Here is a 23,364-nt window from a genome sequence, read left to right as displayed (position 1 = left end):
GCCACTCGCAGACAACATCATTGGACGGAGAAGAGCCGGGTCCTATTCCGCCGCGGCCTGGAACGGGCCGAGATCGGCGAACGGAATCGTGGTTGCCAGTACGTCGGCGAGAACGCCGAAGTCGGAGGCCACTTGTGCAAAGCGCGCGCTCCGCTCGCGCCGCCGCTCGTCCATGTAGATCGCGCGATTGAGCTCGAGCTGTACGGCGTGCAGGCCGCTTGCGGGATTGCCGTAATGTTCGGTGATGAAACCGCCGGCATAGGGCTTGTTGCGGCCGATCGAATAGCCGAGCCCTGACAAGGTCTCCTCGACGCGATCGGGAAGCAGCGGCGTACAGCTCGTGCCGTAGCGATCGCCGATCACGATGTCGGGCCGGCGCGGCTCGTCCCTGCTGACGCCGACCGAAGGCATCGAGTGGCAGTCGACCAGCACCACGGTGCCGAACATCTGGTGCACCTTGTTGATGAGCCGGCGCAGCGCACGATGATAGGGCTTGTAGAGCATCTCGATCCGCCCCAGCGCGTCGTCGACCAGGATGCGGTCGCGATAGATCTCCTGGCCATCGCCGACCACGCGCGGAATGGTGCCGAGGCCGCCCGCGACCCGCATCGACCGGGTGTTGGCGAAGCTCGGCAGCCGTCCGGCGAACATGCGGGGATCGAGCTCATAGGGCTCGCGGTTGACGTCGACATAGGAGCGCGGAAAGTTGACCCGCACCGTCGGAAAGCCGCGCTCGCTCAAATGGCCGATCAGCTCGTCCATGAACGAGTCTTCCGAGCGCCGCAGCGTCGGCAGGTCGATCCGTGACGCCGCCAGGAATTCGTCCGGATAGGTCGAGCCGGAATGGGGCGAGTTGAAGATGATAGGCGCGCGCCATTCGGCGGGCTCGAAGATCTCGAAGGCTGGCCACATGTCGCCGTCAAACCGGGTCATCTTCTCAGGCTTCGTCCCTTCGCGCCGGGATCTGGCAGGGACCAGATCGCATCGATTCGGCCGGTCGAGCGGCTCTTATGTGTCGTCATTGTCCGGAATCGCAACCATTCTGCCAAGCGAAAAGATGCGAAGAGCGCTGGAACACGTCTTAACCGTGCAGCTATCGCGGCGGGGATCAGTCGATTCGGCTCGATTGATTCGGAGCCCATTCCGGTTCACAAAGAGCCGGCAGCGCAGCCGGCCCAAGGTAAAGATTTTCACCCCAAATTTACCCTCTGTCGGGCTTAGTGACCTCTGCTGATATCCTCTGGGGATTCGACGTTTCCTGCCATGCCAAAGATCCTGCTCGCCGAAGACGACAACGACATGCGCCGTTTCCTGGTCAAGGCGCTGGAAAACGCCGGTTTTCAGGTCTCGTCCCACGACAACGGCATGGCCGCCTATCAGCGGTTGCGGGAAGAGCCGTTCGAGATGCTGCTCACCGACATCGTGATGCCGGAGATGGACGGGATCGAGCTCGCCCGCCGCGCCTCGGAACTCGACCCCGACATCAAGATCATGTTCATCACCGGCTTCGCGGCGGTCGCCCTGAACTCGGATTCGGACGCCCCCAAGAACGCCAAGGTGCTGTCCAAGCCCGTGCACCTGCGCGAATTGGTCAGTGAAGTGAACAAGATGCTGGCGGCCTAAATCGGCCCCCTTCCGTCCTTGCGCCGGGTCCCCTGAGCCGTTATAGGGACCCCACCGATGAAATGACCTCTAGGGCACGTAGCTCAGCGGGAGAGCACTACCTTGACATGGTAGGGGTCACAGGTTCGATCCCTGTCGTGCCCACCACCCTAACCCATTGATCTCCTTATAACTCAGTAGTTTAGGCCTTGTGGCTGTGCTACAAAGTGGGAGACAATTCGGTTGCGCACTGTGAATAGATACCTGAGCAAACGTGGACGAACTTGGTACCTGATCAAGCGAATCCCTGCTGATGTTCGTGAGCTTCACCAAGGTGAGGACACGATCCGCGAAAGCCTCAAGACAACGGACTTGATTGCCGCCCGCCGCATCCGTGACGCTCGCCTCAAAGAATTGGAGGCCGAGTGGAATGCCTATCGTGCCCTGCCTCGCGGCAAGCACCTAAATCCCCGCGAGCTTCACGCAGCCTTGCAGTTGAGAAAGGACTTGCTCGGTTCTGAACGACAAGCGGTCTTAGAGATCGTGGAGGAGTGCACGAACGATATCTATAACTCGGATGTTCCCGAACAGCTTCATGGTCTCGCGTCGAGCGAGAAGGCGGCAGAGTTCAACGGTATTGCCAGCGGCAAGAGATTTCCCACCGAGTTGGCTGTCGAAGAATTCCTCGCCGGTGCCAAGCTCAAGCCCACAACCCGCAAGCTGTACGCTGGGTTACTCAAGCTCGTCATCAATAAGTTTCCTACATTGGAGGAAATCAACGAGGTATCCATTATCTCTTTGGTCCGTGAATACCAGCGGGATCACACCGCCAAATCTGTTCGCAACCTACTCACTGCCACGCGTAATCTGTTGCACTATCACGGCCACAATCACGTTCGCGAGGCGATAAGGAGCCTCCGTATCGACGCGCACAAGCCTCTTCTTGAAAAGGGTATATGGACCCCAAAGGAGTTGGTCCGCCTCACTGTGGCTAACACCGCTCCCCAATGGCTACGGGATTGCATCATCGTGGCAGCTTACTCAGGCCTCCGCGCTCAAGAAATCCGTGGCCTCATTTACGACGCAGGTGAGAACCAGCTTGTAGTTCCGCTGCAAAATGCCAAAACTACAAATGCCATCCGCCGCATTGCCTGTCATCCGAAGGCGAAGGAAGCGGCTATCCGTCTCGCATCGGCAAACGACAAGCTCACCGTTCACAAGCTGTCCACAGCGTTCAGGTCGCTGGTAGAGAAGTTGAACCTCCCGCGCATTGTGGAGATTGACGGTGTTCCGACGAAGCGCGACTTCCACGCTCTCCGTCACACATTCGCGTCCAAACTGACCGCGCTCGGTGCGGAGGAGAGTGCCATCAAGCGTATTCTCGGTCACAGTACAAAGGGAAACGTTACACGCGGCTACAGTCAAAAGGTCGGGGCTGAGTTGGACCGGCCTTTGATCGAGCGTGTGAGCTACGAGGTTTCGGATGCCGCAGCAGCCACCCCGGAAGCCAAGGCGGCTTAGAGCGCCTGCCTCAGGCCAGCAACCGCCAGCCTCAGGCCAGCAACCGCCAGCCTGAGGCCCGCACCATCTCAGATCATTCCTCGTCCAGTCTGTTCACGATGGTGGTGTCATTCGCCGCTGGTGTCTGGCTTTGGATGCAGCGCCAGCTTTTCAGCTTCGTATTGCAGGACAAGGTTCTCCAGCGCTACTCCGGTGAACTGATCTGTTATCCTGCTTGCGATAGCCCGGCAGTGCTCGATCTTCTCGTCCAGCTTCGCGCATCGTTCGCACATCGTTGGTCTTCCAGAACGGAAGGTAACGATCCAGCATTAACGCGGTTCCACCATGGCCGGGTCATCAGGCCCGCGCATACTGCCGGGCCAGCGCCAGCACATGCTTCCAGGTCACGTTCTTGGTCTTGCCGGTCATGCGCTTAATGCCGTGATCAATCACGACACTCTTGATGGCCGCGCTGTTGTCGGCAAGGCGGGACAGTTCATCGTAGTCAGCCTGTCCAAGCTCACGGATGGCCGCTGCCTGTCCGACAGAAACGACTTGCTGCACCGAGCCAACGGCGGCGTCTTTGCTGATGCCTCGATGCTGCAAGCCGGTCCAGATCACGTCATCCTGCGCAAGCTCGCCCGTCAGGATGTCCCTCCCGAGTTCAATGGCGGCTTCCTGATCAAGTCCAGTGTGCATCGCGACCGCCGCGACCACGTTGTCCATCGCCACGATCTCCGCGTCAGTGCCTCTACCGTCATCGACCTTCCGGTCATCGACGGTCTCAGCAGCCTCGCTCTCAGCGCCGGGAGCCTTTGGCGTCACGGCCTCGCTGGCCGCGCTGTCCACGCTGACCTTGACGCCCGCCGCCCTGGCTTGCACCACGGTCATCGGAATGCCAGCCACTTCGATGATGTCGGTCGGTTGAAGATCGGCCTCCGACAGGACAGAGCGCCTTGCGCCGGTCTGCCCGTCAAGCACCGTTGGCCCGGTGCTGGCGAAGTCCTCTGAGGAAATGACGGAGCCAGCGTGGTCATTGATACGCTCCGAACTGATTGAGGTTGTGGTCTCCCCGTTGGCATTGGCCGGGGTGGTTGAAATAGTACAGCTATATAGGCTCATGATTGTTGTTCTCTCTCGTTACTGTTTGTTGGTTGCCCATTGATCTTCGTCGTCATCATCATCGAAGGTGGGTGGAGGCCGGTTGCCAATCCTCTCCATAAAGGCCCGGTTCCGGTCTTCCTGATCCTTCGGTGACAGGTCGTCAGAAGCGCTCGCCAAGCTGGCCGACGCCTCGATGAACTTGATCACCGCCGCCGCCGTTGATGCCGTGATCTCCCTGTCACCCTTCATGATCAGGGCCAATTCGTTCTGGATCACGGTGTCGAGCTTGCGCCACGCCTCCAACGCAGAGCGCTTGATGTCGCTTTTGCCGATGGGGGTGATGGGGGCGCTCTGATCAGGCTGTTGCGGCTGTTTCTTGGTCTTGGGTGCCGCTGCCATCAGTCGCCGTCCTGATTGATCAGACCCTGCTGGCGCGGCTTGAAGCCATGGACGATTCTGTCACCGTTCAGCGCATCATCGTCATGTCCGCCCGCCTTGCGGCTGCGGTGCAGGGTGTCCCTGAACTTCTGCGCCTCTGCCTTGGCCTTGCCAGTGAGGATGTTAGGGTCGTTAAAGGTTTCCAACTTGGCAGGGCGTTGGATCGTAGGAACGCCAGCGGCTGCTTTCGAGGGGCGGGCCATTACGCTGCCACCTTAGGGCAAAGGCTGGCACCGTTGGCGCTGGTGTCGTTGTTGTCGTTCATTTCGGTTGTTCTTCCATTGATTGATAGTCTCGCAGGGTGTCTGCAATGATGTCGTCTGTGATCCAGTTGCCGGGCAGCGCCTCCCTCAGGGCGAGGAAGACACGCTTGCCCACAGCCACACGCACGTAGGGCGTTGGCCTCCAGCGATCAGTGACGGAGATTTCAGCGGAGACCTTTTGCAACGGTCCCTCGCTGGCCGGGTAGCAAGATCGGGCCAGCCATTGAGTGGTGGTCCTGATCTTGGTTTCCTGAATGTGCGAACACCACACTGCCGTGCGGCCAACGGTGGTGTGCAGTAGTCGGGGCAGGTTGGCCTTCTGGCCCTCGTAGAAACAACGCGCCCATAGTTCGAGCGTCATGGCTTCGATCAGTAGCCGGTAGGCCAGCCGCTCGAAGTCGAGCCTCTTGTTGAGCCAAGCCCATACGATCTGGCTCTTGCCTTTGGTGGTGAGGGAGTGGGCCTCTCGCCTGATCTGAGCAGGCTTGAGGGCGTTGCTGATCGGCTCGCGCAGCTTTCTGTTGATCGCTGCCTGTAGGAGCGTCAGCAACCGGCCAGCGTCATTGCTCTGACTTGCTACGTCTAGATAGCGAGCGACGGCTCGCCGTGCTGCCTTCCGCTGCTTCCCACGCGGGATCGGGTGCCACGCGTGACCAGCTTCTTTCTGTCGCCAGCGATGTTTCGTACAGAGAGAGCCAAGGTTCTCAGGGCTGACCAGTGTCGAGCAACCGGGGACGGTGCAGGCACGGTTGTGGTCGAGCCGGGCTTTATCCTGTCGCAGCCGTTCGACCGCGCGGACATGACCGGACGGTGAGAGCCGCCGATCTCGTTTTTGCAGAGTGTGCATTCCTGCTCTTGTAAGTTATTGCAATCATTAGTGAATTTCCCTCGAAAAGAGCGTGTGTAAAGCTAGGGTGTAAAGATTTTACAGAGACATCCGTAACCCATTACAAACAAAGGAGAATTCCTGTCAGAATTCGTCCTCGATCCGCTGACAAGGGCCAGCCTCCTCCAGCACCTTCACAGCCCTCGCCAACCCGGCAAGAACCTCCCCGCGATGCCAAACGTCCGTTAGCGTTCTCGCGATGCTCTCGACCTGTGCAAGGTGTTGTAGGGCATCGTCTCGCCGCCGCTGGCTCTGCTCCTCATCGGTGAGCTTGTCCTTGCCCGGTGCCGCGATCTCCCCACCCATCTGTTTCCAGAGCTTGGGGAAGTCTTGCCGCATCCAATTCACAATGGTGGTGTGAGACCGGAGGCCATGCAGGTCCGCTGCGATATCGCGTGAGGACTTCAGCCGTTGCTTGCCGCGCTTGTCACGATGCCAACACCGGCCAGCGCGGACATACGCCCGGAATACCTCCCGGTGTTCCTTGGCTCGCAGCGGTTCGCCGTGGGTGAGGTTGGACTGCGCTGAAATCCAGCGGGCTTCTGCATCCGTGGCCTCGACCACTTCTGCCATCAACCACGTTCGCCCGGCTCGCATTGCCGCCGCAACGCGATGGAAACCGACGATCAGTTCCGGCACCGCGCCCCGGCCATCGGCTCTTGGGATCATACGAACGATGATGGGTGGGAAGGTGTCAGGCACGTCGGCCAAGTCTGCCGCTCGCATCGCGTCAGCATAACGGGCCACGGTCGCAGGGATTGTGGTCTTCTCTCTGATCTGGTTGGCCTGTGGCTGGATCAGTTCAGCCAACTGGACACGGGTCAGGCCCGGTCTGGTCTCATTCCTATCTGTGTAAGTGTTTGCGTTTATTGGTGAATTTGTCATTCCATTTCTCGTATTCTCCCTATCTGTTTGCAAAACCGCCTACAAAACGGACGCTCACAGGTTGAAAAGCGCCCCGGTTCCACGCCTTCGGTTTCCCGGCGCGGATTGAACGGTTGGGGCAACTTGTTGTTCGTGAAAGGGAGGAGGCTCTCAGGCCCGCAGAGCGAGTCACCAGTGAGCCATTCTAAAAAACGGCAGAGATGCTACCCTGTCGTGGAGCGACCCTCAGCGACCGCCGCAGAGCCGTACAGAGGCAACAACCCAAACGATCAATCGACCTTCTTGGGAGACCAGAACACGGGTTTCTTCCGCGACTTCCGACCGCCCTTCGGCTTGGCCTTTGCCTTCTCGTTCTTGCCGTGGGCCAACCACTGCGAACCTTTGACCGGCCTGCTCGGATCAGAGTTCCGATCCACGTGGTATGGCCCGAATAGCTCCCGCTCGGAAGCAAGCAATTCCTCCTCTGTGGCCCGATCTCTGGCGGCTTTCTCTTCTGGTGTGAGCTTGGGCGGCACCGGCAGCGGCGGCATCTCCCAATCATAGATCGGGTCATCCCAATCCTCGTCGTGGTATCCAACGATCCGTTGCTCTGACCAGCGCCAGCCGGGTTCAGCCTCCTCCAGTGCGGCAAGGATGATTTCCAGCCCGCCATCCCATTCGGATAACTCTCCGTCCAGAGCGGCCTCGCGGCTCTCCCGAATGGCGTGGTTCGTTGTCACCACGTCGTCAGCGGCGAAGTTCAGTTCCAGCGCCGCTTCGATGTCGTCATCCTCCAGCTTGTCTAACTCGGCAAGCTCGTCACGGCTCGGCATGTACAGGGCTGTTGGCGGTCTTTTCAGTTTCATTGCCCGCTCAGCCCGCCTTGACCATACCAGCCTGTGCCAGCCTCTTCGCCACCCTCGCCATCGTAGTGCGGCTGCATCCGATCAATTCCATTATTTCATTCCATGAGTGGCCCGCCGCCAGCAGACGCAAGATACGATCATTGCGCTCCGTATCCTCAGGGCGTCCCCTGTACTTGCCTTCGGCCTTGGCCTTGGCCTGTCCTTGAGCCTGACGACGGCGGCGATCCTCGTAGTCCTTGCGGGCGACAGCGGCCAGCATGTCGAGGAGCATGTTGTTGATGGCATCGAACAGACGCCCGGTGAACTCATCACCGTTGCCAGTGGTCATCATCCAAGACGTGGGCAAGTCCAAGGCAACGACACGCACCTTGCGAGCGCTCAGTTCGGCCTTGAGCCGTTCCCAATCCGCTGCGGTGAGACGTGAGAGCCGGTCAACCTGCTCGACCAAGAGAACGTCACCAGGCGAGGCATCAGCCAGCAGCCGGAACAACTCCGGGCGCGACAGTGAGGCACCGCTTTCGTTCTCGACATACCAGCAAGCAATCGACAGTCCGCGCTCAGCGGCGAACGCCTTGAGTTGATCCTTGGCTCGGCTGGCGTCCTGCTCATCAGTGGAAGCGCGAAGGTAAGCCCGAACAAACATCCCTGAACCCCATCAGTCCGATTTGAATGGTCTGATTGGTATCAGTCCGTTTTGAATTGTCAATCCGATTTATCAGACCGCCTGTCGAGTAGTCCGATTAGAGGATACCCGAATGGTACCGGGACGGGCCGGTGATTCCGCGACGTTCGTGGCGCAGCGAATCAATCTATATGAGGGAGAAGGAAAGCGATAACGCGGCCAATGTGATTCGGGCGCTCATCTGAGGGAGGGATGTTACCCACCGGGGGAGCGCTGTTATCCCCAATATACCGCCACTAACGCGCATTTTTCTGAAAAAAACCGAACGGCCAGAACGGAAAGGCGTATGATCGAACGGATCTCGCGGGGCAACTATCACGGTCTTGTGAATAGTGTTTCCGGTTAGGATTGATGTCCTGTAACTCGATTACATTAGTATAATCAGTTAGTTAGACTCAGTATATCTGTACAAGTTACAGTCTGTACGTACATCTTGTGAACTCGGATGATGGGAGTTATTATTGTGACATCGATTAAGGGTGACAGGCCGTGAACAGCAATTCCCAGACCGATCTTCTGGCTTTCCTCGATTTCCTCGCTTCGAAGGGACTGATGACCGTTGGAACGGTCAATGGCCGCAAGGCTGCCATCCGGACGCTATTCAGCGTTCTGGACGAGGCTGAGCTTACCGATGTGACCAGCCTCAATCTTGATGAGGTTTCGATGCGCTTCCTCAACAAGCGCGGCGCTGAGTTCAAGCCGGAGAGTGTTCGTGTCTATAAGTCTCGCGTGGCTGGCTCGATTGATGATTTTCGGAAGTACCGCGCTGATCCGTTGAACTTCAAAATCGCTAACGCGTCGAAGCCGGTGACGCGCACAAGCAAGCCAGCAGCTTCCCAAGCCAAGGAAGTTGCAGGCAGCGTCGATCAGTCCACGCCACAGACAACAGGCGTGTTTCTCAGTCCTTCGGAAATTGTCTTTCCGATCCCGATTCGTCCCGACGTGGTGGTGAAGGTTGTGGGCCTGCCCAGCGATCTCACGAAAACGGAGGCCGCTCGCATTGGCAACGTGATCAATGCGCTCGCCCTCTTGGGCGATCCGTAACTCCCCTTCCAGAAGGGAGGCCACCCTCCCCTTCCAGAAGGGAGGGTGTGGCTGCGCAGTTCTTGCAAGGGCTTACAGCAGCAGGTCTACCCGCTGCCGGTTCGGTTTCCACCCCGTTCCGGCAGCGGCCTATTACGTATAGCTTTCCAACAAAGTGTGCAACACGGTGTGTAACGAGATTTGACGGCGGCTTCTCGCGCGATATAAACATCGCATTGGATCAACGGGTTATCAGGGCGCGGTATCGCAGTGATCATTTTCGATCCCTGTCGTGCCCACCATCCTTCGCTCGCGAAGCGAGAGAAGGATGCCACGCCGAAGCCCAAAGGGCACAGGCGGGCTGCCGCCGCGAGCTTCGGCTCGGCAAGCCACCCAAATCTCGACGTAAGCGTGTCCGGCGTCGCTCGCAGAGCGAAGACGGACTGGTGCCGCCAGCTTGGTTTCCTGGAACGCCCCGAGCCCCCCGGCATTGTACCGCCATGCCGAAGCCCTCCACAAAATCCTTCAAGCGCGGCGATCACGTCAGCTGGAATTCCGAGGCCGGCCGGGTACGCGGCCATATCCTGCGCGTCCACACTGGGGACGTCGACTACAAGGGCCACACTCACCATGCGAGCCCGGACGATCCGCAATACGAGATCAAGAGCGACACGACCGACCACGTCGCCCTGCACAAGGGCCGGGCATTGCGGTTGCTGCGAAGCTGAGCGGCACAGCGGGAGTCGACGAGCTGCCCATGGCCCATCCCTTCTTCACCATCGGCCATGCCAGACGCTCGATCGAGGAATTCGTCGAATTGTTGCAGGGCACCTCGGTCAGCTTCGTCGCCGACGTTCGCACCGTGCCCCGCTCGCGGACCAACCCGCAGTATAATCGCGAGACGCTGCCGCAATCGTTGGCGGCTGTTTCGATCGGCTATGAGCACATCGCCGCTCTCGGCGGCCTGCGCAGCCGCACGCGCGAGGTGCCGCGCGAGACCAATGCGTTCTGGCAGAACGGCAGCTTTCACAATTACGCTGACCACGCCATGAGCGCGGCCTTTCGCGACGGCCTCGCTCATTTGCGCGAGCTCGGGCGTACCCGGCGCTGCGCCATCATGTGCGCGGAAACATTGTGGTGGCGATGCCACCGGCGGATCATCACGGACTACTTGCTCGCAGCCGGCGAGACCGTGTTTCACATTCTGGGACCCGGGCAGGTCGAACAGGCTGAAATGAATCCGGCGGCGCGGCTCGTGCCTGACGGCCGCCTGGCCTACCCGGCTGAGAATTAGCCAATCCTCGCCAGCGCGCTCATGCGAGGCAGCATCGTGTTCAATTCGTCTTGTACCCGTTGCCGCGCAGCACGTCCTTCAGGCCCGTCGGATAGAGGCTCGGTCCGCCATCCAGGTCGAGATCGGCAAGGTCGAACCAGCGGGCGACGATCTCTTCTCCGTTGTCCTCGCGGAAGTCGATGCGGTCCTGGCCGGCGAAGGCGCCCTCTGGAAACGCGACCTCCGCGACGAACATCACCTCGTGGCCGGTCGATCCCTCATGCACAAAAATGTTCTCCAGCAGCAAGGGCTCGCTGGCGATGGTGACGTCGATGCCGAGTTCTTCGTTGAATTCCCGCACGAGCGCCGCGTGCCAGCTCTCGCCGAACTCGATCTCGCCGCCGAGCGGGCGCACGCCCTTGATCCGGCCCGCATCGTCGCGCACCTCGGCTGCCAGCAGCCGCCCGTCGCGCCAGTGCAGGCCGATTGCGACGACGCGGATGCGGGGATGTGGCCGCCATGTGCTCATGGGGAAGCGTTATCGCGCGCACCGCCGCTGCGCAATACGCGCAGGCGAGCCTCGTCGGGCTCCCGTCGAGCTGAGCATGATTGCCGCCGTTCGGTCGTAGACCCGACGATCGGTGATCGACGCGCCGACAGGCGGCCTCATGTAACGAGATATTTGGCGACCGCCGCCTCATCCCATGCGATCCCGTTGCCGGGCTCTTCGCTCGGCAGTGCAAAGCCGTCCTTGATCTGCAGCCGCGTTGCCAGCACCGCATCGGCCCAGTCGACATATTCCAGCCAATGTGCGGTCGGCGTCACGCAGAGCAAATGCGCGCTCACCTCCGAGAACAGATGCGTCGACATCTCGATGCCGGCGGCATGCGCCAGCGCGGCGGCGCGAAGCCAGCCGGTGACGCCACCGATGCGCTGCACGTCCGGCATCACGTAATCGCAGGCTTCCGCCGCGAGCGCGGACTGCATCGAAAACGCGCTGTCAAAATTCTCACCGATCTGCAGCGGCGTATGCAGCGCGTCCGCGACGCGGGCGCAGCCGGCATAGTCGTCGTGGCGGATCGGCTCCTCGATCCAGGTGAGGCCCTCGTCGTCGAGCATCTCACCGCGGCGGATGGCCTCGGTCACCGTCAGCGCCTGGTTGTAGTCGCACATCAGCGTCACGTGGTCGCCGACGGCCTTGCGTACCGCGCGCACCACGGCGAGGTCCTCCCGCGCATCATGCCGGCCGACGCGGATTTTGGCGGCCTGAAATCCTTCAGCGAGCAGCTTGTGGGCTTCCTCGACCGCGGCGCCGGCCGGCATGATGCCGAGGCCTTTCGAATTGTAGGCCCTCACCGGCTTCGGCGTGCCGCCAAGCAGGCGCACCAGCGGCAGGGCGTTGCTGCGCGCCAGCGCGTCCCAGGCGGCCATGTCGATGCCGGATTGGGCCAGCCGTTGCAGACCGGCGAGGCCCAGCAGGGTGAAGCGCTGGGTCAGCTTGCGTTCGATCTCGAACGGCAGCAGCTCGTCGCCGGCGAGCAAGTCCGACATTTCGGTGACCATCGCCGTCAGCGGCTTCAAGGCCGAGGGCGTGATCGAGAACAGATAGGCATGGCCGGTCTCGCCCTGATCGGTCTCGCAGTCGATCAGCACCAGCGGCGCCTTGGCGACTGCGCCGGTCGAGGTCTGGAGCGGCAGATTCATCGGCACGATCACGGGCCGCGCGTGGAAGCGTTTGATGCGGATGGTCTCGGTCATGGAGTCTCCCGGCGGAGCAGATGCAGGTTGCGACCGATCTTAAACATCCGTGAGGAAACGAAAAGGCGCCTGGCCCGGCCACCACCAAATGGGGGTTGCGCGGGTTTGTGATTCACCGCGCCGCGCCTTCCGTGAACGCCGTCTCGATCACCTCACCAAAGGGCTGCCACGAGCGTCCGTCGAACTGGACCAGCCGCATCTGCCTGATCGGCAGATAGCGGTCCGGCGAGGTGTTCATCCTGATGTTGGGCAAGGCGACCGAGGGCTGGTAGTCCCTGAGCGAAGCCGCCTGACGCATGATATTGTCGCGCGAGAAATCATCGCCGCATTGCGTCAGCACCTGCGTCAGCGCCTCGGCCGCGGCGTAGCCATAGAGTGCGGCGCTGTTGTTGGTGCTTTCGACCTGATGGTATTTGTCCATGAAGGCGAACCAGTCCTTCATGGCGGAATCGTTTTTCCAGGCGGGATCGCTCGGGTCCTTCAGAAAGGCCGCCGAGATCACGCCGGCGGAGTTCTCGAGGCCCGCGGGCGCCATCGCATTGGCGATCGAGGCGGAGGCATCGTTGACGATGAAGACCGGATGCCAGTTGAGCGACGCCGCCAGCTTGATCACCTTGGACGCCGTCGACGGCACGCCGAGAAAGACGAAGATGTCGGCGCCGGCGCGTTTGAGAATCGAGACGTGCCCGTCGAGATGCTCATCGCCAATGTCGAAGGCGATGTCGACGAGGACGTGACGGTTGAGATCGCCAAGGCCTTCCTGGATGCCCTTGTAGAGCATGCGCCCGAACTGGTCGTTCTGCCAGAGCACCACGATCTTCTTTTGGGGGTAGTAGGCCTGGATGTAGTTGGCATAGATCCGCCCCTCCGACCTGAACGACGGCTGCCAGCCCATGGTCCAGGGAAACGCGCTTGGCTGGCTCAGCTCCTCATCGCCGGAGGCGACGAACAGCTGCGGGATCTTCTTCTCGTTCAGATACCGGCGAGTCGCGAGGTTTCCGGGCGTGCCGAACGAGCCGAACATCAGATGGACGTCCTCGCTCTCGACCAGACTGCGCGTCAGCTCCAGCGCGCTTCCCGGATCGGAATTGTCGTCGCGGGTGATGAAGCGGATCTTGCGGCCGTTGATCCCGCCACGCGCGTTGACCATGTCGAAATAGGCGGCCTCAGCCTGGCCGATCGCGCCGAACTCCGACAGCGGTCCCGAATAAGGCATGACATTGCCGATTCGGATTTCCTTGTCGGTTGCGGGTTGCTCGGTGTGTTGCAGCGACATCGCCCCAAGCGAGGCCGAAGCAACGATCAGAACGAACAGCAGTCTGCCGGTGACGCGCATGCTCGACACCTTGTCGTTGGCCCCCAACAAGGTCGGCTCAATCCGCAGCAAGGCGGGTTGGTGTAGGTCGAGCGTTTGGCGATCGTATGGCTGGGCGAGTCCGCTTCAACCCGGCGCAGGGCCGAACGAAATGGCAGGCGTGTTGACACGCCTGCTACGGCAAACCCCGCGCCTCGAGCTGGTGCACCAGCAGCAGCGTCGGCTCCGCAAGACTATCGCCCGAGCCATCGAGGCCAAACGCGGCCGCGATGCCGTCGCGGCTGCGCAGCAATGCGCTGCGCGGGCAATGGCCCGCGCCGCACAGCGTCTTCTTCAGGGTCTCGCCTTGCGCGACGAGGCCGGCGGAATCGTCCGCGGCCCAGGCCAGCACGATCGGCACGTCGACATTGAGGATGCCGGGGAAGACCGATCGCTTGTCGTATTGGGTGGCATCTGGGCCGAGATAGGCCTTCTCGCTGTCGCTCGCGTCCTTGCCGACGCGGTAGATCCCGGACACCAGCACGACGCCGGCGACGTCGGCGCCGTCGGTCTGCAGCTCGGGATGCGCCAGCAGGGTGGCGACATGGAAGGCGCCGGCGCCGTAGCCGACCGCGACGATTTCGCGAGCATCGCCGTTGAAGAGATCGATATTGCCGTGGACCCAGGACAGCGCCGCCGCCACATCGGACGCGCCGGCCGGCCAGGTCGCCGAGGGCGCCAGGCGATAGTTGACGCGGACCCCGATCATGTCGTTGCGCGCCGCAAAGCACATGGCTTGGTCCTGGATCTGGCGCGACAGCTCCGGCGCGGCGCGGTCGCCGGTGAAGGTATCCCCCGCCACGAACAGCAGCACCGGCCGCGGTGTGTCCGCCTTGGTGGCGCTGGTCGCGACATCCAGCGCATTGGCCTCGGTCTCGCCATAGCGCAGACCGCGCGAGAAGGTGACCTGCTCGCATAGCCGCGCGGTGCCGCCGGCGGTGGTGTCGGAATCGGTCAGGCCCACTTGCACGAGACCGGAGGGCGGCGGCAGCCGGCCCGGCACAGGTCCGTGCGCGGAGGCCGTGGTCATGGTCAGAAGCAGGAAAAATGTCAGACAATTCTTCATGATGATGCCGGCCTTGCGGGGCTCATATTGGCTCGCTGATCTGGCCTGTCTTTTCAATTCGCCTCATTAGTCGGCTGGGCTTGAGGCGAATTCGCGGCACCTTCGGCCAGCACGGACCAGGCGCTTGGCATGTCGCCGCATTTGGAAGGCAGCTTCGCGGGGCCCGGGAGGATTGCGCGGAGCAGCCGTTTTGTCTCGATTCATCAGGCCGTTGTCCGGCGTCGCCCGGTCTCGAGCCGGCAACGGCTTTCTACTGTGCATGGGGTTGTTTTCGCAGTTTTTGTTTTGGACCGCCTGCTTATCGCGGCTTCATCGTCCGGAAAGTGATGGAGTAGCGACGCGCCTCGACCGGCGGGATGCTGTGCTCCCATTGCGACCGCGCCTCACCGTCCATCATGTAGAGCGAACGCGGCAGGGCTTCGAGCGCGTGGCGCTCCCACTTGTCGCCGTTGCGGCGGCGGAAGCGGAATTTGCAACGAGCGCCCAGCGATAGGCCGAGGACCTTGTCGAAATGCGGCTTGTCGCGATGCCAGCCGATGCCGACGCCAACTTCATATTCGGTGCACAGCACCTGCCGGACGCTGCCCTCTGTGAGCCCCGCCCATGCCTCGACCTGGCGCGCGACCGGCCGCACCCAGTCCGGGATCGGCTCGGCCTCGATGAGCCGCTGCAGCGCGTAGTCGTAGCGATAGCCGAACGATGCCACGCGGCGGTTGCCCTCGAAGGCGCCGAACTGGAAGCGCCGGAGCGGCAATGCTGCGATGCGGCCAATCAGATCCTGCTCGGCGGCGGCACCGATAAAATTGTTCGTATAGCGAAGACCGGTTGGGCCTGCCTGCGCATCGGCGAACAAACCAAGCTGCGTCATTTCTCGCATTTCCGTGATGGAACCTAAAGACGGCTGGTGCGACTTACATAAGACGCGGGAAGAAACGTGCGAGGCTGTCATGGCAGAGAAGCATACCGCCGATCCGGTTGAGATCATGCGCGCGACCGGTCATCCTGAGCTGGAATACGCCGCCGGCTGGACCATCGCCGGTCTCGTCACCATCGGCGCCATTGTTGCCGCCTGGGTGTTCGCGATCTAGGCCAGAGGGAGTTGGAGCTCGAAGGCCGCGCCCCCGTCGGTCGGCTTCAGCCTGATCGAGCCGCCATGGCTCGCCATCACCGCACGCGCGATCGCCAGCCCCATCCCGGTGCTGCCCTGGTCCCGGCGGGTGGTGAAGAACGCGTCAAAGATCCGGTCGCGGTTCGGGGCCGAGATCGGTTCGCCGTCATTGCTCACGGTCAGCCGCAAGGTCGTACGCTCGTCCGCCGCCTCGAGCCTGATCGTCTGCGCCTTGTGCCGCATCGCATTGTCGGCGAGATGCGACAGCACGATCAGCGCCTTCTCGATCACGTTGTCGCAGGAAAGTGCCGCGAGCTTGGCGCGGATGTTGCGGATGCGGCTGTCGATGGTGCGGTCGGAGACCTGGATGTTGAGCTGATAGGCCGCCCGCATCAGCTGCTCGCGGTTGAACACCGAGGTCGGACGCGTCAGGAACGCGCGCAAAATGCCGAGCTCGATCGCCGTCAGTTTGAGCGGTGCGCCAGCGAAGGACGCCACGTGCTGGTCGGGATCGATCAGGAGACTGCCTTGCGTTAGTGTCTGCAAGGCCGTGGCGGAAGCGATCAACGCCGGAGTCGATCTGCTGCTGGTCGCCTACGACGGCGCGCAGTTCTACCGCGTCTTCGCCTGCGCTCGGCAACTATCCGAATGACGTCTTGACCGGCTGCGATCTCCATCACGCATTGTGCTTCGACCGCGGGTGCGATATGGCTCTCGCGCTTTCCAGAGGCGGAGACGAGCTTTGTCGAAACAATCCCTGCGCGAGGAGGCCGAACGCCTGATCCGCGAATCGATGGAAAAGAAGACCATCGTCGTCAAGCAGGGCACCACCCGCATCGAGGCCGTCTGCGGCAAGTGCGGCGCGCCGAACCGGGTGCAGGCGGAGAAGGGGCAGACCCGCGTCAAGTTCGCCTGCAAGAATTGCGGGCACAAGCAGGAGACGCTGTAGGGCGTTTGCGCGAAACTTGCGGGCGCGAACACTCCGACCCTCATCCTGATGAGCCCGCTGAAAGCGGGCGTCTCGAAGGATAGAGGCCCCAGCCGGGCCTGCATGGTTCGAGACGCGCGCAAGGGCGCGCTCCTCACCATGAGGGTCTGATTGCTATTCCGCCTCCACGAACTTCTTGAACGCATCCGCGTAATCCGGGTGCCAGCGCGACAATGGCGGGCGGTTCTCGATGATGTCGCCGGCGGCCCAGAGCATACGCTTCTCATCGAGAGCGCGCGGCACGTCGTTGTCCGGACAAAGAATGTAGAAATCGCCGGCCTCCAGCCGCGCCAGCATGAAATCGACCGTCTGCTCCGGCGTCCAGGCGCCGGCCGGTTTCTCGGTGCGTCCCTTGGCGGTGAGGCCGGTGAAGACGAAGCCCGGGATCAACAGATGAGCCGTGATGTGGCAGTCCTTGCTGTTGCGCAGCTCGTGTTGGAGCGCCTCGGTGAACGCTTTCACGCCGGCCTTCGAGACATTGTAGGCGGGATCGCCCGGTGGCGTGGTGATGCCCTGCTTGGAGCCGGTATTGATGATGAGGCCACACCTGCCGCGTGCGATCATGTTCGGCGCGAAGATCCGCGAGCCGTTGATGATGCCCCACATGTTGACGCCGATGATGCGCTGCCAATGATCGGGTTCGCCGAACAGCGTGCTGCCCGGCTGGATTCCGGCATTGTTCATGAGGATGTCGGTCCCGCCAAACCGCTCGCGTACTGCGCGCTCCAGTTCCGTCACGCTTTCGATCTCGCTGACATCGACGGCGAGAGTCATCACGTTCGTGGCAGCCGTGACGGATGACAGTCTTGTTGCAGCTTCTGCCAACCGTGTCTCGTCGACATCGGCGATACACACCTTCATTCCAGCGCGCGCAAAGGCGATGGCAGCGGCAAATCCGATGCCGGATGCGCCACCCGTGATCACGGCAACATTGTCTTTGGTGATGGCGGGATGTGGCATGGATGGTCTCCGTGGAACGCTCTCGTCGAGCTATAACATGACAGCAGTGCGACCCTGCACAAGTCGGCATGGGAGGTCTTCGGTCCGTGCTGCCTTTACGCCTATCTGCCACGGCTGTATCCTCGATCGAACGATCCCGCCCAGATCGAGCCAATCAATAACCTGACAGGGAGTGCAGCCATGGCTGTGTCGCAGGCTATTCCGATCACGCGCCATCCGTTCGCAAATGGGTCCTACAAGCAGATGCTGATCGACGGCAGGTGGGTCGACGCCGCCTCAGGCAAGCGCTTCGAGACCCGCAATCCCGCAACCGGCGAGCTGCTTGCAACGGTCGCCGAAGGCGACAAGGAAGACATCGATCGTGCCGTTGCCGCCGCTCGCCGCGCGTTCGAAGGTCCGTGGAGCAACGTCAAGCCGTTCGAGCGGCAGAACCTGCTCTTGAGGCTCGCCGACCTCGTCGAGAAGAACTTCGACGAATTGTCGCAGCTCGACACGCTCGACATGGGCGCGCCTCTCAGCCGCACCCGCGCCTATCGCCTGCGCGCCATCGGCATGCTGCGCTATTACGCCGGCCAGACCACGGCAATCCACGGCGAGACCATCGAGAACTCGCTGCCCGGCGAGATCTTCTCCTACACTCTGAAGGAGCCGGTCGGTGTCGTCGGCGCCATCATCCCGTGGAACGGCCCGCTGACCGCGACGATCTGGAAGATCGGCCCGGCGATCGCGACCGGCTGCACCGTGGTGCTCAAGCCCGCCGAAGAGGCGCCGCTGACCTCGCTGCGCATCGCCGAGCTCGCGATGGAAGCGGGCATTCCGCCGGGCGTTGTCAACGTCGTTCCCGGCTGCGGCGAGACCGCGGGCGCGGCGCTGGCCTCGCATCATGATGTCGACAAGGTCGCCTTCACGGGCTCGCATGTGACAGGCCAGTCGATCATCCGCGCCTCGGCCGGCAACTTGAAGCGCGTCTCGCTCGAGCTCGGCGGCAAGTCGCCGGACATCGTGTTCGCGGATGCCGATCTCGACGCGGCGGTGCCGGGCGCGGCGATGGCGGTATTCGCCAATTCGGGTCAGATCTGCAGCGCCGGCACGCGCCTGTTCGTCGAGCAATCGATCTATGACGAATTCGTCGGTCGCGTCGCCGAGTTCGGCAAGAAGCTGCAGGTCGGCAACGGCCTCGATCCCAACGTGCAGATCGGTCCGCTCGTCTCCGAGCAGCAGCTCGAGCGCGTCACCGGCTATCTCGACATCGGTCAGAAGGAAGGCGCCAAGGCGCTCGCCGGCGGGGGGCGCGTCACCGAGGGCGCATTGTCGAAGGGCTTCTTCGTCTCACCGACGGTGTTCGCGGGCGTTGAGGACGACATGCGCATCGCGCAGGAGGAGATTTTTGGTCCGGTCATCTCCGCGATCGCGTTCAAGGACATGGACGAGCTGGTCAAGCGCGCCAACAACACCACCTTCGGCCTCGGCTCCGGTCTGTGGACGCGCGACGTCAGCAAGGCCCATGCAGTGGCGAAGCGCCTGCGTGCTGGCTCGGTGTGGGTGAACTGCTACCAGGCGATGGATCCAGCCGTGCCGTTCGGAGGCTACAAGATGAGTGGCTACGGCCGCGAGTCCGGCAAGCAGCATGTCGAGGAATATCTCAACGTGAAGGCTGTCTGGATCAAGACGGCGTAAGATCCATATCCCTCCCGTGTTCCGCGGAAGGGAATATCTGCCTTCGCGGGGCAGCACCTTTTCCGGTCGCTGCCCCTCGCTATATGATCCGTGTCCTTTCCTAGTCGTTCGGGGCCCACATGAAATTCGAAGCGTTGTTTCAACCGTTGCAGGTTGGTCCGTACAAACTTGCACACCGCGTGGCGATGGCACCGCTCACCCGGATGCGCGCCGAGCGCGACAGCTTTTCCCCGCGTCCGCTCAATGCTGAATATTACCGCCAGCGCGCGACGAAAGGCGGCCTGATCATTGCCGAAGCCTCGCCGGTGCTCTCGCATGGCCGCGGCAACCCGGCGACACCCGGCATCTATTCGCAGGCGCAAGTGGCGGGCTGGCGCAAGGTGGTCGATGCCGTGCATGCCAAGGGCGGCATCATCTTCCTCCAGCTCTGGCATGTCGGCCGCGTCTCTCACTCTTCTTTCCACGGCGGTGCGCTGCCGGTTTCGGCCTCGGCCATCCCGATCAAGGCCGAAGGCATGAAGGCGATGACGGCCGACGGCAAGATCGCCGACTACGAGACGCCGCGCGCGCTGGAGACCGAGGAGGTCAAGGACATCATCGAGGCGTTCCGGCAGGGTGCCAAGAACGCGCTTGCCGCGGGCTTCGACGGCGTCGAGATCCACGGTGCCAACGGCTATCTGCTCGAGCAGTTCCTGCAGTCGCGCAGCAACCAGCGCACCGATCAATATGGCGGCTCGATCGAGAACCGCGCGCGCCTTCTGCTCGAAGTCACGCAGGCCGCGATCGACGTCTGGGGCGCGAACCGCGTCGCCGTCCGGCTGTCGCCACATGGCATCGCCAATGATTCCGGCGAGCCCGATCCGATGCCGCTTTACACCCATGTCGTGAAGGCGCTCGACAAGCTCGGCCTGGCCTACCTGCACTTCATCGAGCCGCGCTCGAGCGGCGCCGGCCGCGCCGACGTGCACTGGGAGAATGTGCCGTCGGCGATGGTGCTGTTCCGCCCACTCTACAGTGGCGTGCTGATGACCGCCGGCGGCTTTACCGGCGAGACCGCAAACGCGGCGATCGCCGAGGGACACGCCGATATCATTGCCTTCGGCCGCATCTTCATCTCCAATCCGGATCTGCCGCGGCGGCTGGAGCACGACTATCCGATCACGCCGTACAACCGCGCGACGTTCTATGGCGGCGAGGAGAAGGGGTATACGGATTATCCGGTGTATGACGAGCTGACGCCCACCTGACGCTGCCGTAGCCTGGATGGAGCGCAGCGCAATCCGGGATCGTCCCCGCGTCAAGATCCCCGGATTGCGCTTCGCTCCATCCGGGGTACGGGACTTTTGTGTTGCTCCGACCACCACCACAAATTCCGTCATTGCGAGCGCAGCGAAGCAAATCCAGCATCTCTCCGTTGAGGCAGCCTGGATTGTTTCGCTGCGCTCGCAATGACGACGGGGAGACTTCCATGGCCAAAGCCGCAGCCGCCGCAGGAATAGCCACCGGCCAATGCCTCTGCGGCAAGGTCACCTTCGAGATCGACGTTCCCGCGCGCTGGGCATGGCATGATCACTCCGCCGCCAGTCGCCGCGCCCACGGCGCAGCTTACGCGACCTATATCGGTAGCTGGAAGAAGCGCTTTCGCATCACGTCCGGCAAGACCGTGCTCACCCGCTACGAGGACAAGGTAACCAAGACCGCGCGCAGCTTCTGCTCACATTGCGGGACGCCGATCATGTACGAACGTCCGCGCGGACCGCACATGGTCAACATTCCCCGTGCCCTGTTCAACGAACGCACCGGCCGCCAACCGCTCTATCACATCGCGATCGAGGAGCTGCAGGAATGGGCCTATACTGGCGAGCCGCTGGTGCCGCTGAAGGGCTTTCCGGGCGTGGTCTGGCAGCGCTCGAAAAAGAAGAAGCGCGCGGGCGGCGAGGATCCGTTCGAGCTGGGCCGCGAGGAGATATAGTGCGAGCCGCACCTCCGCTCTCGTGCCCAGGACGCGGCGCAGCGCCTCCCCTGCGATGCGAAGCATGGTCCGGTGCGGCGGTGGCTGCTGAGCCGGTGCCCATGCCTCAGCGAACTCGGCGCGAATATCTGTGTCCCGGCCCTGCGCCGCAACGTTGCACGTTGCGTCGCGTCCGGGACACGAGAGTGGGGCTTCCACGCAACGCAGCCATGAGCGCGCTTCCTTGCGCGCATCCCAAAACTTCGGCCATCATGCCTCCGTCCTTGCGGCAACGTCCGCTCCTGGAGGAAACATGAAGAACAAGATCACCGGCCGCTCCGCCTTTCTCGCGCTGCTCAAGGACGAGGGCGTCTCGCATCTGTTCGGCAATCCCGGCACCACGGAGCTGCCGATCATGCATGCGCTGAAGGACCATCCCGATCTCACCTATGTGATGGCGATGCAGGAGAGCCTGGTGGTGGCGATCGCCGACGGCTACAGCCGCGCCTCCGGCAAGCTCGTCGCCTGCAACGTTCACGTCGCGCCCGGCCTCGGCAACGCCATGGGCTCGCTCTACAACGCCCAGTTCACGGGCACGCCGATGATTTTGACTGCAGGCCAGCAGGAGCAGGGCCACGGCCTGATGGAGCCGGTGCTCTATGGTCCTCTGGTGCGTATGGCCGAGCCGCTGGTGAAATGGGCGGTCGAGGTGACGCGGCTGGAGGATCTGCCGCGCATCGTGCGCCGTGCCGCTAAGGTGGCGATGACGCCGCCGACCGGGCCGGTGTTCATTTCGCTGCCCGGCGACATCCTCAACAGCGAAGCCGGCATCGATCTCGGCCGCTCCACCCGCATCGACGCGCGTGCAAGGCCGTCGGATGAAGCGTTGAAGACCTTTGCCGCACGGCTGCTGAAAGCCGAACGGCCTGTGATCGTCACCATGGACGAGGTGGTCAAGAGCGATGCTCTGAACGAGGCGGCTGAGTTGGCCGAGCTGCTCGGCGCGGCCGCCTACCAATCCTCGACGCCCTATGGCTCGCACTTTCTCTCGGAGAGTCCGAGCTTCATCGGCACGTTGGCGCGCGTGCAGAAGGCCGCACGCGATACGCTTGCGCCGTACGATCTCCTGATCGCGCTGGGCGGCGATCCCCTGCGGATGTCGGTTTACAGCGAAGTGGACGCGCTGCCGGATGGCCTTGGCATCGTGCAGGTCGGTCTCGTCGATTGGGAGATCGCCAAGAACTACGGTGCCGAGATCGCGCTGAAGGCGGATTTGAAGGAAACGCTGCGCGCGCTGATTCCCGTGCTGAAGGAGATGGGCGGCGCGACACTCGCGGGCCGCGCGAAGCAACGTCTCGCCGAACTCGCGCCGAAGAACTGGACCGCACGCCGCGCCGCGCTCGTCGAGCAGATCGGCAGGAGCGCCGCCCGCACGCCAATCGATCCGGATTTTCTGGTGCTGCAGATGGTCGAGGCGATGCCTGATAATGCCATTCTCGTCGATGAAGGGCTCACCTCCAGCCGCCAGATCACGGCGCTGCGGCCGCATCGCGATCGCTATGGCTACCACGGACTTGCCTCCGGCGGCATCGGCTGGGGCCTGCCGGCGTCAGTCGGCGCCAGCATCGCCAATCCGGATCGCCCCGTGGTGTGCTTCTCGGGCGATGGCAGCGCGATGTATTCGATCCAGTCGCTGTGGACGGCCGCGCATCACAAGCTGCCGCTCAACATCGTCATCGTCAACAATGGTGGCTATCGCATCATCAAGCAGCGGCTGCTCGCCTTCCATGGCGATGACAATTACGTCGGCATGGACTTCGTCGATCCGCCCGTGGATTTTGCCGGCATCGCGAAGGCGCTCGGCTGCGAGGCGATCAAGATCAGCGACCCCCGCGAGCTGAGGGCGACGCTGGCGTCGGCGTTCGGCCGGCCGGGGACGAAGCTGATCGAGGTGATGGTGGACGGGAAGGTGTAGGGCGGCCTGGCGCCACGTTCTCAGCG

At 62.3% G+C, this 23,364-nt stretch carries 26 protein-coding genes, 1 tRNA gene and 2 pseudogenes; 12 read left to right on the top strand and 17 right to left on the bottom strand.

Features of this window, described 5'->3' with window-relative positions; genetic code table 11:
* Positions 1-42: 42 nt before the first annotated feature.
* Complete coding sequence (locus EAV90_RS03895) at positions 43-933, bottom strand: N-formylglutamate amidohydrolase (RefSeq protein WP_129142655.1); 891 nt, start codon at positions 931-933, stop codon at positions 43-45.
* Between the two features lie 330 nt (positions 934-1,263).
* On the opposite strand from EAV90_RS03895, the gene cpdR reads away from it, so the two are divergent.
* The 3 genes from cpdR (at position 1,264) to EAV90_RS03875 (ending at position 3,123) form a co-directional block, all read left to right on the top strand.
* Positions 1,264-1,623: a cell cycle two-component system response regulator CpdR gene (gene cpdR, locus EAV90_RS03885; RefSeq protein ID WP_007597092.1), complete on the top strand. Its 360-nt coding sequence runs from the start codon at positions 1,264-1,266 to the stop codon at positions 1,621-1,623.
* 72 nt (positions 1,624-1,695) lie between these two features.
* Positions 1,696-1,770, top strand: a tRNA-Val gene (locus EAV90_RS03880).
* A gap of 84 nt (positions 1,771-1,854) precedes the next feature.
* On the top strand, positions 1,855-3,123 hold the full coding sequence (locus EAV90_RS03875; RefSeq protein WP_245509448.1) for a DUF6538 domain-containing protein: 1,269 nt from the start codon (positions 1,855-1,857) through the stop codon (positions 3,121-3,123).
* Positions 3,124-3,230: 107 nt separating this feature from the next.
* Here EAV90_RS03875 and EAV90_RS39265 read toward each other — a convergent pair whose 3' ends face one another.
* The 8 genes from EAV90_RS39265 to EAV90_RS03840 form a co-directional block, all read right to left on the bottom strand.
* Positions 3,231-3,395, bottom strand: a complete 165-nt coding sequence (locus EAV90_RS39265) for a hypothetical protein (RefSeq protein ID WP_164936763.1) — start codon at positions 3,393-3,395, stop codon at positions 3,231-3,233.
* Between the two features lie 64 nt (positions 3,396-3,459).
* Positions 3,460-4,224, bottom strand: coding sequence for a hypothetical protein (locus EAV90_RS03870; RefSeq protein ID WP_129142653.1), 765 nt, complete (start codon positions 4,222-4,224; stop codon positions 3,460-3,462).
* An 18-nt stretch (positions 4,225-4,242) separates the two neighbouring features.
* Positions 4,243-4,605, bottom strand: coding sequence for a hypothetical protein (locus EAV90_RS03865; protein ID WP_129142652.1), 363 nt, complete (start codon positions 4,603-4,605; stop codon positions 4,243-4,245).
* Positions 4,605-4,847 carry a hypothetical protein gene (locus EAV90_RS03860; protein WP_129142651.1) on the bottom strand — a complete coding sequence of 81 codons (243 nt, stop codon included), beginning with the start codon at positions 4,845-4,847 and terminating at the stop codon, positions 4,605-4,607. Before EAV90_RS03860 ends, EAV90_RS03865 begins: the two co-directional genes overlap by 1 nt.
* A 58-nt stretch (positions 4,848-4,905) precedes the next feature.
* Positions 4,906-5,457 (bottom strand): hypothetical protein, encoded by a 552-nt coding sequence (locus EAV90_RS03855; protein WP_129142650.1) that lies wholly within the window; start codon positions 5,455-5,457, stop codon positions 4,906-4,908.
* Between the two features lie 420 nt (positions 5,458-5,877).
* On the bottom strand, positions 5,878-6,603 hold the full coding sequence (locus EAV90_RS03850) for a ParB N-terminal domain-containing protein (RefSeq protein ID WP_129142649.1): 726 nt from the start codon (positions 6,601-6,603) through the stop codon (positions 5,878-5,880).
* A 344-nt stretch (positions 6,604-6,947) separates the two neighbouring features.
* Positions 6,948-7,523: a hypothetical protein gene (locus EAV90_RS03845; RefSeq protein ID WP_129142648.1), complete on the bottom strand. Its 576-nt coding sequence runs from the start codon at positions 7,521-7,523 to the stop codon at positions 6,948-6,950.
* Between the two features lie 7 nt (positions 7,524-7,530).
* Positions 7,531-8,166, bottom strand: a complete 636-nt coding sequence (locus EAV90_RS03840) for a recombinase family protein (RefSeq protein WP_129142647.1) — start codon at positions 8,164-8,166, stop codon at positions 7,531-7,533.
* A 528-nt stretch (positions 8,167-8,694) separates the two neighbouring features.
* Here EAV90_RS03840 and EAV90_RS03835 point away from each other — a divergent pair.
* The 3 genes from EAV90_RS03835 to EAV90_RS03825 all read left to right on the top strand — a co-directional run bounded on the left by EAV90_RS03835 (position 8,695) and on the right by EAV90_RS03825 (position 10,522).
* Complete coding sequence (locus EAV90_RS03835; RefSeq protein WP_129142646.1) at positions 8,695-9,249, top strand: hypothetical protein; 555 nt, start codon at positions 8,695-8,697, stop codon at positions 9,247-9,249.
* 479 nt (positions 9,250-9,728) lie between these two features.
* A complete protein-coding gene (locus tag EAV90_RS03830) occupies positions 9,729-9,956 on the top strand; it encodes a hypervirulence associated TUDOR domain-containing protein (RefSeq protein WP_122400878.1) in 228 nt (75 codons plus the stop codon).
* A 29-nt stretch (positions 9,957-9,985) separates the two neighbouring features.
* Entirely contained in the window at positions 9,986-10,522 is a 537-nt protein-coding gene (locus tag EAV90_RS03825; RefSeq protein WP_129142645.1) for a DUF488 domain-containing protein, read from the top strand.
* Between the two features lie 40 nt (positions 10,523-10,562).
* Here EAV90_RS03825 and EAV90_RS03820 read toward each other — a convergent pair whose 3' ends face one another.
* The 5 genes from EAV90_RS03820 to EAV90_RS03800 form a co-directional block, all read right to left on the bottom strand.
* Positions 10,563-11,030, bottom strand: coding sequence for an NUDIX hydrolase (locus EAV90_RS03820; protein WP_129142644.1), 468 nt, complete (start codon positions 11,028-11,030; stop codon positions 10,563-10,565).
* Positions 11,031-11,167: 137 nt separating this feature from the next.
* Entirely contained in the window at positions 11,168-12,259 is a 1,092-nt protein-coding gene (locus tag EAV90_RS03815) for an enolase C-terminal domain-like protein (protein ID WP_122400881.1), read from the bottom strand.
* Positions 12,260-12,371: 112 nt separating this feature from the next.
* Positions 12,372-13,595 (bottom strand): ABC transporter substrate-binding protein, encoded by a 1,224-nt coding sequence (locus EAV90_RS03810; protein WP_164936770.1) that lies wholly within the window; start codon positions 13,593-13,595, stop codon positions 12,372-12,374.
* 154 nt (positions 13,596-13,749) lie between these two features.
* Complete coding sequence (locus EAV90_RS03805; protein ID WP_129142643.1) at positions 13,750-14,679, bottom strand: alpha/beta hydrolase; 930 nt, start codon at positions 14,677-14,679, stop codon at positions 13,750-13,752.
* A gap of 298 nt (positions 14,680-14,977) precedes the next feature.
* Positions 14,978-15,547 (bottom strand): alpha-ketoglutarate-dependent dioxygenase AlkB, encoded by a 570-nt coding sequence (locus EAV90_RS03800; RefSeq protein ID WP_122400883.1) that lies wholly within the window; start codon positions 15,545-15,547, stop codon positions 14,978-14,980.
* 79 nt (positions 15,548-15,626) lie between these two features.
* Here EAV90_RS03800 and EAV90_RS39260 point away from each other — a divergent pair, with 79 nt between their 5' ends.
* Positions 15,627-15,767, top strand: coding sequence for a hypothetical protein (locus EAV90_RS39260; RefSeq protein ID WP_164936762.1), 141 nt, complete (start codon positions 15,627-15,629; stop codon positions 15,765-15,767).
* On the opposite strand, the pseudogene EAV90_RS41600 reads toward EAV90_RS39260, so the two are convergent.
* A pseudogene (locus tag EAV90_RS41600) lies at positions 15,764-16,072 on the bottom strand (sensor histidine kinase); the annotation flags it as partial. The gene EAV90_RS39260 and the pseudogene EAV90_RS41600 sit on opposite strands and share 4 nt — an antisense overlap.
* Positions 16,070-16,324 (bottom strand): annotated as a pseudogene (locus EAV90_RS41595) (winged helix-turn-helix domain-containing protein); the annotation flags it as partial. The pseudogenes EAV90_RS41600 and EAV90_RS41595, both read right to left, overlap by 3 nt.
* 205 nt (positions 16,325-16,529) lie before the next feature.
* On the opposite strand from EAV90_RS41595, the gene EAV90_RS03785 reads away from it, so the two are divergent.
* Complete coding sequence (locus tag EAV90_RS03785; RefSeq protein WP_025033895.1) at positions 16,530-16,736, top strand: hypothetical protein; 207 nt, start codon at positions 16,530-16,532, stop codon at positions 16,734-16,736.
* Positions 16,737-16,889: 153 nt separating this feature from the next.
* Here the strand turns inward: EAV90_RS03785 and EAV90_RS03780 are convergent, their stop codons facing one another.
* A complete protein-coding gene (locus tag EAV90_RS03780; RefSeq protein WP_129142641.1) occupies positions 16,890-17,735 on the bottom strand; it encodes an SDR family NAD(P)-dependent oxidoreductase in 846 nt (281 codons plus the stop codon).
* Between the two features lie 180 nt (positions 17,736-17,915).
* On the opposite strand from EAV90_RS03780, the gene EAV90_RS03775 reads away from it, so the two are divergent.
* The 4 genes from EAV90_RS03775 (at position 17,916) to EAV90_RS03760 (ending at position 23,338) form a co-directional block, all read left to right on the top strand.
* Positions 17,916-19,412 carry an aldehyde dehydrogenase family protein gene (locus EAV90_RS03775; protein ID WP_129142640.1) on the top strand — a complete coding sequence of 499 codons (1,497 nt, stop codon included), beginning with the start codon at positions 17,916-17,918 and terminating at the stop codon, positions 19,410-19,412.
* A 119-nt stretch (positions 19,413-19,531) separates the two neighbouring features.
* Positions 19,532-20,659 (top strand): alkene reductase, encoded by a 1,128-nt coding sequence (locus EAV90_RS03770; protein ID WP_129142639.1) that lies wholly within the window; start codon positions 19,532-19,534, stop codon positions 20,657-20,659.
* A 221-nt stretch (positions 20,660-20,880) separates the two neighbouring features.
* A complete protein-coding gene (locus EAV90_RS03765; protein WP_122400887.1) occupies positions 20,881-21,384 on the top strand; it encodes a GFA family protein in 504 nt (167 codons plus the stop codon).
* 292 nt (positions 21,385-21,676) lie between these two features.
* Positions 21,677-23,338 carry a thiamine pyrophosphate-binding protein gene (locus EAV90_RS03760; RefSeq protein ID WP_129142638.1) on the top strand — a complete coding sequence of 554 codons (1,662 nt, stop codon included), beginning with the start codon at positions 21,677-21,679 and terminating at the stop codon, positions 23,336-23,338.
* Positions 23,339-23,364: the final 26 nt, after the last annotated feature.

The sequence above is a fragment of the Bradyrhizobium vignae genome (assembly GCF_004114425.1).
GTDB lineage: Bacteria > Pseudomonadota > Alphaproteobacteria > Rhizobiales > Xanthobacteraceae > Bradyrhizobium > Bradyrhizobium vignae.
This window is presented reverse-complemented; position numbering and strand designations above follow the sequence as displayed.

Coding starts and splice junctions, on each gene's coding strand:
- EAV90_RS03820 (WP_129142644.1), bottom strand. CDS start 11,030: ATGAGCACATGGCGGCCACATCCCCGCATCCGCGTCGTCGCAATCGGC.
- EAV90_RS03815 (WP_122400881.1), bottom strand. CDS start 12,259: ATGACCGAGACCATCCGCATCAAACGCTTCCACGCGCGGCCCGTGATC.
- EAV90_RS03775 (WP_129142640.1), top strand. CDS start 17,916: ATGGCTGTGTCGCAGGCTATTCCGATCACGCGCCATCCGTTCGCAAAT.
- cpdR (WP_007597092.1), top strand. CDS start 1,264: ATGCCAAAGATCCTGCTCGCCGAAGACGACAACGACATGCGCCGTTTC.
- EAV90_RS03780 (WP_129142641.1), bottom strand. CDS start 17,735: ATGCCACATCCCGCCATCACCAAAGACAATGTTGCCGTGATCACGGGT.
- EAV90_RS03845 (WP_129142648.1), bottom strand. CDS start 7,523: ATGAAACTGAAAAGACCGCCAACAGCCCTGTACATGCCGAGCCGTGAC.
- EAV90_RS03830 (WP_122400878.1), top strand. CDS start 9,729: ATGCCGAAGCCCTCCACAAAATCCTTCAAGCGCGGCGATCACGTCAGC.
- EAV90_RS03800 (WP_122400883.1), bottom strand. CDS start 15,547: ATGACGCAGCTTGGTTTGTTCGCCGATGCGCAGGCAGGCCCAACCGGT.
- EAV90_RS39260 (WP_164936762.1), top strand. CDS start 15,627: ATGGCAGAGAAGCATACCGCCGATCCGGTTGAGATCATGCGCGCGACC.
- EAV90_RS03805 (WP_129142643.1), bottom strand. CDS start 14,679: ATGAAGAATTGTCTGACATTTTTCCTGCTTCTGACCATGACCACGGCC.
- EAV90_RS03810 (WP_164936770.1), bottom strand. CDS start 13,595: ATGCGCGTCACCGGCAGACTGCTGTTCGTTCTGATCGTTGCTTCGGCC.
- EAV90_RS03765 (WP_122400887.1), top strand. CDS start 20,881: ATGGCCAAAGCCGCAGCCGCCGCAGGAATAGCCACCGGCCAATGCCTC.
- EAV90_RS03860 (WP_129142651.1), bottom strand. CDS start 4,847: ATGGCCCGCCCCTCGAAAGCAGCCGCTGGCGTTCCTACGATCCAACGC.
- EAV90_RS03840 (WP_129142647.1), bottom strand. CDS start 8,166: ATGTTTGTTCGGGCTTACCTTCGCGCTTCCACTGATGAGCAGGACGCC.
- EAV90_RS03770 (WP_129142639.1), top strand. CDS start 19,532: ATGAAATTCGAAGCGTTGTTTCAACCGTTGCAGGTTGGTCCGTACAAA.
- EAV90_RS03895 (WP_129142655.1), bottom strand. CDS start 933: ATGACCCGGTTTGACGGCGACATGTGGCCAGCCTTCGAGATCTTCGAG.
- EAV90_RS03825 (WP_129142645.1), top strand. CDS start 9,986: ATGGCCCATCCCTTCTTCACCATCGGCCATGCCAGACGCTCGATCGAG.
- EAV90_RS03760 (WP_129142638.1), top strand. CDS start 21,677: ATGAAGAACAAGATCACCGGCCGCTCCGCCTTTCTCGCGCTGCTCAAG.
- EAV90_RS03865 (WP_129142652.1), bottom strand. CDS start 4,605: ATGGCAGCGGCACCCAAGACCAAGAAACAGCCGCAACAGCCTGATCAG.
- EAV90_RS03870 (WP_129142653.1), bottom strand. CDS start 4,224: ATGAGCCTATATAGCTGTACTATTTCAACCACCCCGGCCAATGCCAAC.
- EAV90_RS39265 (WP_164936763.1), bottom strand. CDS start 3,395: ATGTGCGAACGATGCGCGAAGCTGGACGAGAAGATCGAGCACTGCCGG.